This window comes from Nostoc sp. UHCC 0252, from assembly GCF_034931145.1.
GTDB lineage: Bacteria > Cyanobacteriota > Cyanobacteriia > Cyanobacteriales > Nostocaceae > Nostoc.
The window spans coordinates 47248-61380 of sequence record NZ_JAYGHE010000004.1; the positions used below are offsets into that span (position 1 = coordinate 47248).

The 14133-nt window shown below is 41.5% G+C and carries 13 protein-coding genes, 2 pseudogenes and 1 CRISPR repeat array; of the genes and pseudogenes, 10 read left to right on the top strand and 5 right to left on the bottom strand.

The genetic code is table 11. The features are described 5' to 3' along the window. Position 1 precedes the first annotated feature (1 nt). A complete protein-coding gene (gene hemF / locus VB732_RS03560; protein ID WP_323229461.1) occupies positions 2-1066 on the bottom strand; it encodes an oxygen-dependent coproporphyrinogen oxidase in 1065 nt (354 codons plus the stop codon). 272 nt (positions 1067-1338) lie between these two features. Here hemF and acsF point away from each other — a divergent pair, with 272 nt between their 5' ends. From acsF to ftnA, 5 genes are all read left to right on the top strand, one after another. Further along, the gene (gene acsF, locus VB732_RS03565) at positions 1339-2394 is read left to right on the top strand and encodes a magnesium-protoporphyrin IX monomethyl ester (oxidative) cyclase (protein ID WP_323229463.1); all 1056 of its coding nucleotides are present in this window, start codon (positions 1339-1341) and stop codon (positions 2392-2394) included. A gap of 433 nt (positions 2395-2827) precedes the next feature. After that, complete coding sequence (locus VB732_RS03570) at positions 2828-3391, top strand: FeoB small GTPase domain-containing protein (protein WP_323229464.1); 564 nt, start codon at positions 2828-2830, stop codon at positions 3389-3391. Between the two features lie 21 nt (positions 3392-3412). After that, positions 3413-4876, top strand: a complete 1464-nt coding sequence (locus tag VB732_RS03575; protein WP_323229465.1) for a ferrous iron transporter B — start codon at positions 3413-3415, stop codon at positions 4874-4876. 1 nt (position 4877) lies between these two features. After that, positions 4878-5099: a FeoA family protein gene (locus tag VB732_RS03580; RefSeq protein WP_323229466.1), complete on the top strand. Its 222-nt coding sequence runs from the start codon at positions 4878-4880 to the stop codon at positions 5097-5099. A gap of 137 nt (positions 5100-5236) precedes the next feature. Beyond that, complete coding sequence (gene ftnA / locus VB732_RS03585; RefSeq protein WP_323229467.1) at positions 5237-5764, top strand: non-heme ferritin; 528 nt, start codon at positions 5237-5239, stop codon at positions 5762-5764. A gap of 262 nt (positions 5765-6026) precedes the next feature. Here ftnA and hetL read toward each other — a convergent pair whose 3' ends face one another. The 3 genes from hetL to psbA all read right to left on the bottom strand — a co-directional run bounded on the left by hetL (position 6027) and on the right by psbA (position 8237). Beyond that, positions 6027-6740, bottom strand: coding sequence for a heterocyst differentiation pentapeptide repeat protein HetL (gene hetL / locus VB732_RS03590; RefSeq protein ID WP_323229468.1), 714 nt, complete (start codon positions 6738-6740; stop codon positions 6027-6029). Positions 6741-6906: 166 nt separating this feature from the next. After that, on the bottom strand, positions 6907-7089 hold the full coding sequence (locus tag VB732_RS03595) for a hypothetical protein (protein WP_323229469.1): 183 nt from the start codon (positions 7087-7089) through the stop codon (positions 6907-6909). Between the two features lie 62 nt (positions 7090-7151). Continuing rightward, entirely contained in the window at positions 7152-8237 is a 1086-nt protein-coding gene (psbA, locus tag VB732_RS03600) for a photosystem II q(b) protein (RefSeq protein ID WP_323229470.1), read from the bottom strand. A 516-nt stretch (positions 8238-8753) separates the two neighbouring features. Between psbA and petC the strand changes: the two genes are divergently transcribed. Next, complete coding sequence (gene petC, locus VB732_RS03605; RefSeq protein WP_323229471.1) at positions 8754-9287, top strand: cytochrome b6-f complex iron-sulfur subunit; 534 nt, start codon at positions 8754-8756, stop codon at positions 9285-9287. A gap of 109 nt (positions 9288-9396) precedes the next feature. Then, positions 9397-10089: a class I SAM-dependent methyltransferase gene (locus VB732_RS03610; RefSeq protein WP_323229472.1), complete on the top strand. Its 693-nt coding sequence runs from the start codon at positions 9397-9399 to the stop codon at positions 10087-10089. 85 nt (positions 10090-10174) lie between these two features. Here VB732_RS03610 and VB732_RS03615 read toward each other — a convergent pair whose 3' ends face one another. Beyond that, positions 10175-10540 carry a metalloregulator ArsR/SmtB family transcription factor gene (locus VB732_RS03615; RefSeq protein WP_323229473.1) on the bottom strand — a complete coding sequence of 122 codons (366 nt, stop codon included), beginning with the start codon at positions 10538-10540 and terminating at the stop codon, positions 10175-10177. Positions 10541-10603: 63 nt separating this feature from the next. Here VB732_RS03615 and VB732_RS03620 point away from each other — a divergent pair, with 63 nt between their 5' ends. The 3 genes and pseudogenes from VB732_RS03620 to VB732_RS03630 form a co-directional block, all read left to right on the top strand. Continuing rightward, the gene (locus tag VB732_RS03620; RefSeq protein ID WP_323229647.1) at positions 10604-10903 is read left to right on the top strand and encodes a hypothetical protein; all 300 of its coding nucleotides are present in this window, start codon (positions 10604-10606) and stop codon (positions 10901-10903) included. After that, positions 10804-11418: pseudogene (locus tag VB732_RS03625) on the top strand (RNA-guided endonuclease InsQ/TnpB family protein); the annotation flags it as partial. The gene VB732_RS03620 and the pseudogene VB732_RS03625, both read left to right, overlap by 100 nt. A 39-nt stretch (positions 11419-11457) precedes the next feature. Next, positions 11458-12027, top strand: a pseudogene (locus VB732_RS03630) (DUF2887 domain-containing protein); the annotation flags it as partial. A gap of 131 nt (positions 12028-12158) precedes the next feature. Beyond that, positions 12159-13879: direct repeats of the CRISPR family, unit length 37 nt; unit sequence GTTTCAATCCCTAATAGGGATTTAGATGAATTGCAAT. Positions 13880-14133 lie beyond the last annotated feature (254 nt).

Below are 14133 nucleotides of genomic sequence, written 5' to 3' on the forward strand. Positions count from 1 at the left end.
GTTATTTTTGGACAAAAGTCACATTCGTCCAATCGTGGGGCTGGAGAAAAATTTCGGTGAGCCGTGCTTCGGGTGTACCTGGTTCTGGCTCATAGCAATATTCCCAGCGTGCTAGAGGTGGTAGAGACATTAGTATGGATTCTGTTCTCCCATTGGTTTGCAGACCAAAAACCGTTCCCCGGTCATAGACCAGATTAAACTCTGCGTAACGACCCCGACGGTACAGTTGAAACTGACGTTGGCGATCGCCATACTCTATTCCCTGTCGCCGTTCTACAATGGGCAAATAGGCGGGTAAAAATGCTTGACCGCAAGACTGGACAAAGGCAAAGATATCTTCCCAGTTCCGAGATACCGTTCCTACTTGCTGACTGTAGAGTGCTGCGGGACTATCTGTTTGAGAACCAACATAAAGCTGGCCACTAGCATCCTGATAATCAAAGAAGATGCCGCCAATACCCCGTTGTTCTTGGCGATGCTTCAAGTAGAAGTATTCATCACACCAGAGTTTAAAGGCTGGGTAATATTCTGGATGGTGGACATCACAGGCATTTTTGAGAGTCTGATGAAAGTGAATTGCATCCTCGGCAAAGGGGTAGTATGGAGTTAAATCAGCCCCACCACCAAACCACCAAATTGGGCCTGCCTCAAAGTAGCGATAGTTAAGATGTACTGTTGGTACATAAGGATTACGAGGATGTAATACCATTGAGGTTCCCGTAGCAAAAAACTCATGTCCAGCTGCTTCTGGACGTTGAGCCAAAATTGCCGGCGGGAGGCTATTTCCCCAAACTGCGGAAAAGTTTACACCACCCTGTTCAAATACCCGCCCTTCCCGAATTACGCGAGTACGCCCTTCTCCGCCTTCTGCTCGCTCCCAGTGGTCTTGTTGAAAGCGTGCTTTTCCATCAAGCTGCTCTAAGGCTGTGCAAATTTCATCCTGTAAGTTCTGCATGAATTGCTGCGATCGCTCCCGTGAATCCTGGGGTATTGTGTTGATGGATGATGCCAGCAATGTTGTATAGTTTCTAGATTCTTGCAGAGAATTATCCCAATGACGACCCATTTTAAAACCTCTGAAACTTTCAGTGAGTGCAAATAAACTCGTTATATAACCATATAGCGATGAAGAAGTTTTGGATAGAGAAGTTTCAAAACTTAATATATTATCTAAATCCAAGTCCTCAAATGCTCTTTGTTTGTACTTTAGTGCTTAGTCCTATTTGTACACGGTGCATTCTCTCATTTATTGAAGGGTTGTAAAGAGGTCTAGACAAATAACCATATCTGTTTTAGCTTAATGACTATATAGTTATTTATTCTGTTACCGCATTACAGATGGTTAATACTCTACCAAAGCCAGAAATTAAAACCCCCAGCAAAGAAACTGTACTTACGCCTCGGTTTTACACTACAGATTTTGAAACCGCAGCCAACCTGGATTTATCTGCCCAGGAAACTCAGTTGCAGGCGATGTTAGCAGAAATGCGGACAGACTACAACCGCCACCATTTTGTGCGTGATGAAGCGTTTGAGCAGTCTTGGGAACACATTGAGGGTGAAGCAAGGCAGGCATTTATTGAGTATTTGGAACGTTCTTGCATTTCTGAGTTTTCCGGTTTCTTGCTATTCAAGGAATTATCCCGCAAGCTAAAAAATCGTAGTCCAGTGCTAGCGGAAATATTTCAACTGATGGCGCGTGATGAAGCCCGCCATGCCGGATTTCTCAACAAAGCAATGGGCGATTTTAAACTCTCCCTTGATTTAGCGACTGTTACTAAAACGCGCACCTATACGTTTTTCCCCATTGAGTGGGTACTTTACACCGTTTACCTCTCAGAAAAAATCGGCTACTGGCGTTACATTATTATTTTCAGACATCTAGAAAAGCATCCAGAAAACCAGTTTTACCCGATCTTCCGCTACTTTGAGAGTTGGTGTCAGGACGAAAATCGCCACGGAGATATATTCAAAGCATTATTGCGTTCTCAACCGCAACTATGGAACACCTGGAAATCTAGGCTGTGGAGTCGCTTTTTCTTGCTATCGGTATTTGCTACCCACACCCTGACAGTTCATGAACGTTCCGGGTTCTACAAATCATTGGGACTTGATGCCACAGAATTTGATTTCCAAGTTGTCCGCAACACCAATGAAACTGCGGGACGGGCTTTTCCGGTGATGTTGAATACTGAACATCCCAAATTTTTCCCACGGCTGCAACGCTGTGCAGGTTATAACTTGAAAATTGCAGAGATTGAGGACAGTTCTGCGCCCAAGGTTGTGAAGGTGATTCGCAAACTACCTTTGATTGCGGCAATTGCTTGGAATCTGCTGTTAGTTTATCTCATCAAACCCATTGATACTGAGGCTTTACGGGGAACCGTGCGTTAGCTATTAAGTAATAAGCATTAGGGACTTCCAAAAAATAAATTATCCCAAATTATTTCTAGTAGGGGCGCGATATCTTGCGCCCCTACTACGTTTGCTGACTTGTTGAGCGATCGCTTATCCCGCATTTCTCACAAGCTGCTTTGCGTATAAGTAATAAGTAATGAGTAATAAGTAATAAGTTAAGAATTTTACTCATTACTCCTTACTCACTACTCATTACTCCTCCATTCGAGGTGTGGTGAGAAATCCGGGTTATGGATTTGTACCCTTGGTAGCTTAATTCATCCCGCAACTATGCAATCCCATATATTTCCTCACAAATTCCTCACATTTTTAGTTAAAAATACTTGTCAGTAAAGCTCGAACTGAAATTCCTATGGAATGTCACAAATGTAGATCACACAGTCAATCGTGTAAAAAACAATCATACAAGTTGCCATTCTTTCGCAAAAGTCAGCAATTTTTAACAAAGGAAGTTTCCTCAAATCCCCCAATTGCTCTGGTAGGAATGCCCAATGTTGGTAAGAGTGTATTGTTTAATGCCCTGACCGGAATTTATGTCACAGTTTCCAATTATCCAGGTACGACTGTAGAAGTCAGTCGGGGAGTGGCGCAGATTGGTACACAAACCATAATGGTAATTGACACACCAGGAATGTATTCACTGCTGCCAATCAGTGAAGAAGAAAAAGTTGCCAGAGATTTATTGTTAACAGAACCGGTCACAGCCGTGATTCATGTAGTAGATGCCAAGAACTTGGGACGAATGCTGCCTCTCACCTTTCAACTGATCGAGGCTGGACTACCTGTTTTACTTGCCGTCAATATCATGGATGAAGCGCGTCGTTGGGGAATAACTGTACAACCAGATGCGTTGGAGATGGAGTTAGGGATTCCAGTAGTCTGCATGGCGGCAGCTTTAAATCAAGGTTTAGACGAATTACGACACAGAATTACTCCATTCTTGCCGAAGCAGCCAGTCATGATCCCAGTGTAAGTATTTGAATGAGGCAAGGGCATGATTAGCCAAGTTACTTATCCAGAACCAATTGAAATTGCGATCGCCCAGCTAGAATCTTGGGGACAAACATTAGGCGATCGCTATTTATTTAGAAACTACTCACTTTCACCCCGCAGTCTGGCTCTGTTACTTTTGCAGAAAGACCCGACGTTATGGCAGACTTTGGAACAGGATCGAGAACAGTGTAGTTATCTAGAGATATTGATTACTGTTACTCAGAACCAATTAAAACAGCCGATTGGATTAGCGATCGCTAATACTCGTCAAAGTCGGGCTACTGCTATAGAAAGAGCAGTTGTGCATGAAACCAAACAGACTCGATCTTCACTTGCAGAAACACTCCACCAACTTACAGTCAACCCGATTACCGGATTTCCTATTCTTGTAGTCATCCTTTACTACGGAGTTTACAAATTTGTCGGTGAATTTGGCGCAGGGGAACTCGTCGATCGCATCGAAACGTTTTTTGAGGGACAAATCAACCCAGTCGTCAATTACCTCACTGCTCAAGTCATTCCCTGGAAAGCGATACAAGACCTCATTGCTAATGACTACGGCATTATCACCTTGGGTATTCGTTATGCTACAGCCATTGTTTTACCCGTAGTTGCTACCTACTTCTTGATGTTCTCATTTTTGGAAGATAGCGGCTATCTTCCTCGTCTATCTTTAATGCTCGATCGCTTATTCAAATCCGTTGGCTTATCAGGTAGAGCAGTGATTCCGATGGTATTGGGCTTAGGATGCGACACGATGGCAACAATTGTGACTCGCACCCTAGAAACTAAACGCGAACGGTTAATTGCCACATTCTTACTATCCCTCGTTATTCCCTGTGCAGCACAGTGGGGTGTAATTGTGGGACTATTGGCACAAAAACCCGCCGCCTTGCTTTTTTGGGGAGGCTTTATCACCCTTATCTTCTTAGTCGTTGGCTATCTCACAGCCAAATTTCTACCTGGTACTTCCGGCAGTTTTTACATGGAGGTTCCCCCTTTACGTCTCCCCAAATTGCGGAACATACTAACCAAAACCTGGGTGCGGATGAAGTGGTATTTTGTGGAAATCTTGCCTTTGTTTATATGGGCATCGGTTTTGATTTGGGTAGGACGGTTAACCGGATTATTTGACTTAATTATTCGGGCAATTGAACCTCTAACCTTGGCTTTGGGAATGCCGAAACAAGCAGCACCGATATTTCTCTATGGCTTCTTCCGACGAGATTATGGTGCAGCCGGACTGTTTGATTTACAGCAACAGGGAAGCCTGACGGGTAATCAGTTGGTGGTGGCTGCTATTGTCTTGACTTTGTTCTTACCCTGCATCGCCCAATTGCAAATCCTAATTAAGGAACAGGGAAGTAAAATCACTCTGGCAATAGTAATGTTTGTTTTTCCCTTCGCCTTCCTCATGGGATATATCGTCAACCACGGTTTAATTTTATTCGGAGTGAACTTTTAGTGTGAACGCTTTATCAACAGTCAAAATTGGTCAACCGCAAACAGTAGTGAGTTTAGAAACTCAAGATCATGCAGTGTTACAAAAACTCATGGCATTCGGCATTTTACCTGGAAGCAATTTGGTGCTGGAACAACGTTTTCCTTCTTATATCATCACAGTTGGGAGAACCCGCGCTGCCTTAGATCGGGAAACAGCACAAAGTATTTTTGTGGAATCGCGCTGAGTAATTTGTAATTGATTCCCAATGCCTGGAAAACTCTACAACCAAGCATGAACATCAATCTTTTCTCTTCTCTAGTTTCGATTTTCAAGACATTATTCCGAATTATCTTTGTCACAAATTAAAAAGGAGTCAGAAAGATGCTATCAGCAGCCATCATTGAACGATTGAACGAGCAAATCAACCTGGAAATGTATTCTTCACATCTTTATCTACAAATGAGTTCTTGGTGTGCCTACAAAGCTTTGGAAGGATGTGCTACCTTTTTGAGTCAACACGCAGATGAAGAGATGATGCACATGCGTCGCTTGCTCAATTATTTACATGAAACAGGTTCGCTAGCTGTGATAACTGGAATGCAGGCTCCACCTAGTGATTTTTCTTCTCTGAAGGAACTATTTGAACAAATCTATGAACATGAACAGTGTATCACTCACAAGATTAATGATTTGGTACATTTAGCAAATACGGAACCCGACTATTCCACCCTTCAGTTTCTCCAGTGGTACGTTGCTGAACAACATCAAGAAGAGTTTCTGTTCAAAGGGATTCTTGATAAAATTAATTTAATCGGGACAGAAGGACAGGGTATCTTTTTTATTGATCGAGAAATTTCCAATTTAACAGCCACGAAGGGAGTTCCAAAAAATCAAACAATCAAAGAATAAAGCATCTCGTAACGAGGGATAGCAGCTTGCTAGAGAGACTTAACGGGAATCAGGTGGATTAAAACATCTGGTGAAATTAAATACGCGTTATCTAGAATCCTTGTAGAGACGTAGCATTGCTACATCTCTACATTCATTTTTGGAGATGTCTAATACGGTTCGGTTAACATATTTATTCCTTTAATGCATATTTAGTATTTATTATCAATGCGTAAATCCTAAAAATTTGCACACAATATTTTACTTATACTTATCAACAAACTCAATCATGAACTGTACCATCGGGCATGATTGCTCCCTGAAAATCAACGTTAGTGAGAATAGCTCCGGTTAAATCTGCTCCTTGCAGATTAGCGTTTCGCAGAATCGCACCATTGAGGTCTGCATAGCTCAAGTCTGCTCTTTGCAAACTGGCTCCACTAAGATCCGTTGCCAAATTTCCCCACTGGATGCTTCGACTTAGGTCTGCCCGACATAACTTCGCTCCATCTAAGTTGGTATGATGCATACAAGCCGCTCTCAGGTCAGCGTAGCTCAAGTCTGCCCCAGTTAAAACCGCATATCCCAAATCTGTGCGTTGATTGGAACTAGGACGTAAGTCTGCTTGAATTAGTAGAGAACCAGAGAGTTTTGTACCATTTAAATTAGCACCACATAAACTAGCTTTGATTAAGTTGGCTTCATCTAGGCGTGCCTGAACCAGCTTTGCACCAGTCAAATCAGCTTCACGAAGAATGGCGCGATACAAGTCTGCTTCACTTAAGTCTATTCCCCAGAGAATCGCTTCACTCATGTTTGCCTCTCGCAAACATGCTTGGTTGAAGTTGGCTTTACCAAGTCGTGTCTGACGTAAATCGGCATTGCTAAAATCTGCACCTCTGAGGTCTGCATTCGTTAATTCTGCTTCTTGCAGATTCAGTCTTGGGAAGCTCCTTTCTCCAGCAGCATAAGATTTGAGAATTTCATTTATATCCATGTTAGAAATTTTAAGTTCAGGAGAGGGTTTTTCAGGCGATCGCTGTGTAATTCTTCATACGGAGTTTTGGGATGCAATCTGCAATTAAATTAAGTATAGGTGCTTGTTTCTGGGTCAAAGATTTGTCGAAATAACATCATGGCTAACTCCAAATAAAAATGTTTGATTAATCAATAGCATAACTATACAGTAATATAGTGTCCACACTGGAGTTAGTTTTTTGTGGCAGTTGCGATCGCCTACGATGGGCGCTTTGTGCGATCGCTTCCATCGGGGCATAGCCCATCGCCAAACAATGATTCTTCCCTAATAAAAACACCGTTTTGAGAAAAAAAGCAACCCGAAGCATTTTTTACTTGGGCTGCCTATACTGTTTTTGAGGAATTACAACGAACTGAAATTTAGAATTAATTAACCGTGAATAGCAGGAGCAACCAAAGCTACAGATTGAATATCTCCAGCAGCTAAATCTAAGGGGAAATTGTGAACGTTGCGTTCGTGCATTGTTTCCATTCCCAAGTTAGCGCGGTTTAAAACATCAGCCCAAGTATTAATTACACGACCTTGAGCATCAAGAACAGAGTTATTAAAGTTCAAACCATTGAGGTTAAAGGCGAAAGAAGATACAGCTAAGGCAGCACACCAGATACCAATTACTGGCCAAGCACCCAAGAAGAAGTGTAAAGCACGACTATTGTTAAAAGATGCGTATTGAAAGATTAATCTGCCGAAATAACCGTGAGCCGCAACAATATTATAAGTTTCTTCTTCTTGACCGAATTTGTAACCGTAGTTTTGGGATTCAATTTCAGAGGTTTCCCGAACTAAAGACGAAGTGACTAGAGAACCGTGCATGGCAGCGAATAAAGCACCACCAAAGACACCAACTACTCCCAGCATGTGTAATGGGTGCATGAGAACGTTGTGTTCCGCTTGCAGTACAAACATGAAGTTGAAAGTACCACTAATCCCTAAAGGCAAACCATCAGAAAAGGAACCTTGACCCACAGAGTAGACTAATAGTACCGCAGTGGCAGCAGCAACAGGTGCGCTGTAGGCGATAGAAATCCAAGGACGCATCCCTAAGCGGTAAGATAATTCCCACTGCCGACCCATGTAGCAGAAAATACCAATCAGAAAGTGGAAAATAATCAACTGGTAAGGGCCGCCATTATATAACCACTCATCTAAGCTAGCCGCTTCCCAAATGGGGTAAAAGTGCAAACCAATAGCATTGGAAGTAGGCACAACCGCAGCAGTAATGATGTTATTGCCATAGAGTAAAGCACCAGCGACAGGTTCCCGAATACCATCTATATCTACAGGTGGTGCGGCAATGAAAGCGATGATGAAACTTATGGTTGCTGTTAATAGTGTGGGAATCATCAGTACGCCAAACCAACCAATGTACATACGGTTGTCGGTACTGGTAATCCAATTGCAGAATTTCTCCCAAAGATTGTTACTACTTTGGCGTTGTTGCAGAGAAATAGTCATAATTTTTAATTCCGAGGTTAATCGTTGTTCAAGGCAAGTTAACCTTATGCTTTATATAACCATATAGTTATATATATTGTCAAGCAAATTTTCGTCTTGTTTTAAAGTTATTTTGATAGACAGTGAGTTTGAGGGGTGACAAACGGGCTGTAATCTAGGCTGGGCTTTCACTTTAATGACTGCTGAAAAGATGAGAATTAATTTTAGGGAACTCCAAAAAATAAGTTCTCCCAATTTCTGGACTTAATACGACTATTCCTCCCCCCTGCTCTTTTTCCTCTTGTTGACCCTGATTCAGCCTGCTTTTCCAAAAGTGATTACTGCTTATAGCGAGAACATACTTGTACCCTCTGCGGGAAAACAAAAGCAGGAACAGAGTCATGTTTTAGAAAAATTTAACAACTAATTAATTAAATTACTAGTTAGTAATATAGTAGAGTAGTAAGTAATGTTTCCTGAATCAAAACATTAACCAAGGCACTCAACACCTATCCTGAAACTAAGAGGTATAAAATCATGACAGAGAGTCTTCCTTTAGAAAGTCCCTCAATGTCGAGGCGACAATTGCTCAACTTTCTCACAGGTGCAGTTGTTGTCACTACAGCCAGCAGCCTACTGTATCCTGCGGCTAAATTCTTTGTTGCCCCCACAGAAGCGGGTGAAGATGGTTCTATCCTCGCTAAGGATATTAACGGAAATCTCATTCCTGCTAACCAGATTTTGGCTGAACCCCCTGGTACTCGTGCTTTAGTCGCAGGTTTGGGAGCAGAACCTACTTACCTAACAATACAGTCAGATGACACCCTACACCCTTGGGGAATTGTCGATAACTGCACCCATTTGGGTTGTACCTTTCCTTGGAATCCCAATGACAATCAATTTCAATGTCCTTGTCACGGTTCTCGCTACGATCCTGATGGGAGAGTAGTACGAGGGCCAGCACCTCTTCCCCTCAAGCTTGTTAGTGTTAACTTGGAAGGGGAGTATATCCGAATTTCTCCCTGGACAGAAATTGACCCCCGCACTGGGCAAAAACCTTGGTGGGTTTAGTAGTTTGATTTGATAGCAGGTTGCAATCTGCTATAGCTGGAGTGGCGGCAATTGGGGCTAGAAACTTGTACGGGTAAGTAATAATTTGGGTTTGATCGGGAGTTTTTTAATGACACCACACAGACAAATAACTCCAGACTGGTTAAAACGTCTGTTTGCTTGGGGAATGGCTAAAGCAAATACCGCAGATAACAGTGCCATCAAGTTGCAGGGTTGCAACAGTTATGAAACTATGGCACAACTCAAACAGGCTTTCTTTGCAGATTTAGACGGACGAGTTTTAGAAATTGGGCCGGGAGCAGGGGCAAATCTTTCTTATTATCCCACTGATATCCTTCTTATTGGCATTGAGCCAAATCCTTTTATGCATTCTTATCTCAAGGAGGAAGCCGAACGCTTTGGTTTGCATAATATTGAGTTACGTTTAGGATCGGCGGAAAGGTTAGAGATTGAAGATAACAGCATTGATGTTGTTGTCAGTACCCATGTTCTCTGTTCTGTAACTGACCTTGTAACTACCTTACAAGAAATCAGGCGGGTACTCAAACCTGATGGTCGTTTCTTATTTATCGAACATGTTGCAGCTGAATGCGGTACTTGGACGCGCAGAATTCAAGATGGAATTGAACCAGTCTGGAAGACAATGTTTGACAATTGTCACCCCAACCGTGAAACTGGGGAAATTTTAAAAAATGTTGGTTTTGAAAGCGTTGATTATCAACAGTTTAATCTTTCTTTTCCCATTGTCAGCCCTCATATTGCTGGAGTAGCTAGGAAGAAAACTGTCGAAATAGTTGAATAAGATTAAAAAAGTTTAATTAACACTTGTTGGGAGGAGAGAAGGGAAACTCACTCGAAACTTTTCCTTAGCTTGACTGAGAAAATAGTTATTTTGAGAGGGTGCTAAAGGCTTTAATTTGTTCAAATTCTTTAGCCCGTTTTTGTATTTGGTTGCCGATGCGATCGCAAACTAATTCGCATAATTCAAAAATCACAGGGTCACTGATCGCATAGTAAACGCTAACTCCCTTCTGCTCACGGGACACTAAACCTGCTTGAGTTAATACTTTTAAATGTTTTGAGAGATTCGCTTGTCCTAAACCTGTAGCTTCACCCATTTCGGTAACGTTCATCGGCCCGCTTCTGAGACAACTCAAAATCTGTAAGCGACTGGTTTCAGAGAGTACCTTAAAATACTCTGCAACGGGAGCAAGGATTTCTGAAGTATTTTTTGGAGAAGGGGTCTCTGACATAAGGATTCAATTTCATTTATAATTTATATTACTATATAGTTATAATTATAAATAATTTTCATTATGGTTATACACGTTTCGACCGCACATCGGTGGGAAATGAGAAGTTTTTACTCTCAACCCTTACCTCTGGCTGCAATTTATGTTTTGGGAGAACGTCAGCACTTGTTAGCAGCACCCAGCATAGAAGCAATTATTCCTCAAATTGGGTTAATGCAGCTAATCACCCACAGATATCCCCAATCTTTGCAGTTAGAGCGAGATATGCGATCTCTGACGGAACAATGGCTGAAAACCCTAAGTTTCTTCGTATTGGTGAAAAAGTTCTCAAAGCTAATCAACGTCGAGTTTCCAGAAGGGTAAAAGGTTCAAATAACAGAGGCAAGGCTAGACAGATTTTAGGTAAGCGCCACCTCAAAATAAGTAGGCAACGTAAAGACCATGCTGTGAAATTAGCACGGTGCGTAGTTCAGTCTAACGACTTGATAGCCTACGAAGACTTGAGGATTAAAAATATGGTGAAAAATCATTGTTTAGCTAAGTCTATTAATGACGCATCTTGGTATCAGTTCCGTGTCTGGGTTGAGTACTTTGGTAAAGTATTTAAGCGTGTCACGGTTGCGGTTAATCCGCAATACAGTAGCGCTGTTTGCTCTAGCTGTGGAGTCATTGTCAAGAAAACATTATCCACAAGAACCCATGTCTGTAAATGTGGTTGTGTGATGGATCGTGATGAGAACGCTGCTAGAAACATCCTTAGTCGAGGATTGGGTACAGTAGGGCATACTGGAACCTTTGCGCTAGACGCAAGCAACGCTTGGGGAGATGAAACCGCTACTCTTGTTGGTGCAAACCTGCAAGAGCAAGTTATGTCTTAGATTCAAGAATCCCCGTCGCTTCAGCGCGGGGAGTGTCAACCTTCCCGTAATCTCGAACAAAGTGATATTCGTCCTTATTTGAGTCAACTTAACAGCCCACAAGTAAATCGCATATATTTGGATGAATTGGGTAATATTCGTGAGTTACCTGTGTGGGTAGCATTGATGGTATTAACTACTCTGGAGGATGAGCAAGCAACCCAGGAAGCGAGGTATTTGTTGGCGAGGAATCGCAAACAAGAAACTCAAGTCGGAAATCGCGCCATAATAGAGTTAATCACAACGATAATGGTGTACAAGTTTGATAATAAAAGTCAACGGGAGGTCGAGGAAATGTTAGGAATTACACTTAAGGAAACAAGGGTTTATCGGGAAATTAAGGAAGAAGGAATACAGGAAGGAGAAGAACGAGGAGAACAACGGGGATTACAAAGAGAAAAATCGCTTATCCTCCGTCAACTAACTCGACGGGTGGGGGAATTACCACAGGATATTTGTCAACAGATTGAAACTTTACCTTTAGAACAATTGGAAAATCTTGGTGAAGCCTTGCTTGATTTTACCAGCATGGCTGATTTACAAGCTTGGTTTAACCAAGAAAACATTTAGTACAAGTTTGATAATAAAAGTCAACGAGAGGTCGAGAAAATGTTAGGAATTACACTTAAGGAAACAAGGGTTTATCAGGAAATTAAGGAAGAGGGAATTGATGTAATCGGAACAATCCCAGAAGGAGCATCGTTTCAATCCCTAATAGGGATTTAGACGAATTGCAATGCAAAGTGCTGGAAAAACGGTAAAGGCAATTCACTCGTTTCAATCCCTAATAGGGATTTAGATGAATTGCAATCAGAATGCTTTGGGCAGTATCATCATTGAGGCTGAAGTTTCAATCCCTAATAGGGATTTAGATGAATTGCAATCATAAACACTACTGGCAATATGTAGCTTTTCTGTGGTTGTTTCAATCCCTAATAGGGATTTAGATGAATTGCAATTTGGCTGTATTGTGGTGTCACCGACACGTGCATTAGTTTCAATCCCTAATAGGGATTTAGATGAATTGCAATTTAGAATGCTTGCTACGTATGCAGTGTAGAATGTTTTGTTTCAATCCCTAATAGGGATTTAGATGAATTGCAATTTGAAAAAATGATTGAGGAATGGCTGAATGAGCGCGATGTTTCAATCCCTAATAGGGATTTAGATGAATTGCAATTTGAAGACCCAGGAAAGTAAGAGAAAACGCGCTGTTTCAATCCCTAATAGGGATTTAGATGAATTGCAATTACTCAGTAATGGACGTTCTCACGGGTCGAGCCATGTTTCAATCCCTAATAGGGATTTAGATGAATTGCAATTCAGGCTTACTGTTGTTTGCAAATAATCCCACGTTGTTTCAATCCCTAATAGGGATTTAGATGAATTGCAATCTGTGGCAGTGGCGCGGGTGCTTGCTCCGGTTGCGTTTCAATCCCTAATAGGGATTTAGATGAATTGCAATAATACTTTCACCGTCGTTATGATAAGTGGCGATAAAGTTTCAATCCCTAATAGGGATTTAGATGAATTGCAATGCATTATCACTTGGCGTATGATATACCGTTTTTTTGTTTCAATCCCTAATAGGGATTTAGATGAATTGCAATATTCTGAATTTGAGGGTACAGTCGGACTGTTTCTGCTTCAATCCCTAATAGGGATTTAGATGAATTGCAATATCAGGTACTGGGAGCGATCGCCCCATCACCGCAATCGCTTCAATCCCTAATAGGGATTTAGATGAATTGCAATATTTACCTGCTGAAACTGTCGCCTTGATTGGTGGTAGCTTCTTCAATCCCTAATAGGGATTTAGATGAATTGCAATATTTTAGCTTATCATAAGTACGCGGAGCCTTGCCAGTTTCAATCCCTAATAGGGATTTAGATGAATTGCAATATATGAAAATGTATCATCATTGTCACCATCGCTTAAAAAGTTTCAATCCCTAATAGGGATTTAGATGAATTGCAATATGTTCATTTGCTATTTCTAATTCTTCTTCAGATAGTTTCAATCCCTAATAGGGATTTAGATGAATTGCAATATCTTCATCGGCATTGATGTCTCCATCAGGTAATTTTAGTTTCAATCCCTAATAGGGATTTAGATGAATTGCAATATTTTTCGCTTGTTCTGGTAAGTCACCCACAATTGTGTTTCAATCCCTAATAGGGATTTAGATGAATTGCAATATTTTAGGTCTTCTGAGTTCAGAATCGTAAGTTGTCAGTTTCAATCCCTAATAGGGATTTAGATGAATTGCAATATTCGTTCATCCTTTGGCTGAAACTCCATATCGCGCGTTTCAATCCCTAATAGGGATTTAGATGAATTGCAATATGCTGGATTATTTACTGATGGATTTGAAGCTAAATCACGTTTCAATCCCTAATAGGGATTTAGATGAATTGCAATATGGCTGGAGGCTGAAACCCAAGCTGTATTTAGTTTTCAAGGTGCAGTTGCGCGATTCTTGAGCGATCATAGCATTACAGAATTCGTTTGGAAAGAGTGCCAGGAAAATTTAAAGGCTGAAATCGTGTTTTGATAAGCATTTCAGAGATTGCGCGGATGATGATTAAGCAACTAATGGGTTGAAAGCCTTGCTGGGAATGGGATACAAGCACTTTTTTGAAGCTGGGGAATTTGTACACCTGCCCTTCCGCGCA

Bases quoted from the DNA above. Each gene is read 5' to 3' on its own strand.
- hemF (WP_323229461.1), bottom strand. From the start codon at position 1,066: ATGGGTCGTCATTGGGATAATTCTCTGCAAGAATCTAGAAACTATACA.
- acsF (WP_323229463.1), top strand. From the start codon at position 1,339: ATGGTTAATACTCTACCAAAGCCAGAAATTAAAACCCCCAGCAAAGAA.
- VB732_RS03575 (WP_323229465.1), top strand. From the start codon at position 3,413: ATGATTAGCCAAGTTACTTATCCAGAACCAATTGAAATTGCGATCGCC.
- ftnA (WP_323229467.1), top strand. From the start codon at position 5,237: ATGCTATCAGCAGCCATCATTGAACGATTGAACGAGCAAATCAACCTG.
- hetL (WP_323229468.1), bottom strand. From the start codon at position 6,740: ATGGATATAAATGAAATTCTCAAATCTTATGCTGCTGGAGAAAGGAGC.
- VB732_RS03595 (WP_323229469.1), bottom strand. From the start codon at position 7,089: ATGCTTCGGGTTGCTTTTTTTCTCAAAACGGTGTTTTTATTAGGGAAG.
- psbA (WP_323229470.1), bottom strand. From the start codon at position 8,237: ATGACTATTTCTCTGCAACAACGCCAAAGTAGTAACAATCTTTGGGAG.
- petC (WP_323229471.1), top strand. From the start codon at position 8,754: ATGACAGAGAGTCTTCCTTTAGAAAGTCCCTCAATGTCGAGGCGACAA.
- VB732_RS03610 (WP_323229472.1), top strand. From the start codon at position 9,397: ATGACACCACACAGACAAATAACTCCAGACTGGTTAAAACGTCTGTTT.
- VB732_RS03615 (WP_323229473.1), bottom strand. From the start codon at position 10,540: ATGTCAGAGACCCCTTCTCCAAAAAATACTTCAGAAATCCTTGCTCCC.
- VB732_RS03620 (WP_323229647.1), top strand. From the start codon at position 10,604: ATGGTTATACACGTTTCGACCGCACATCGGTGGGAAATGAGAAGTTTT.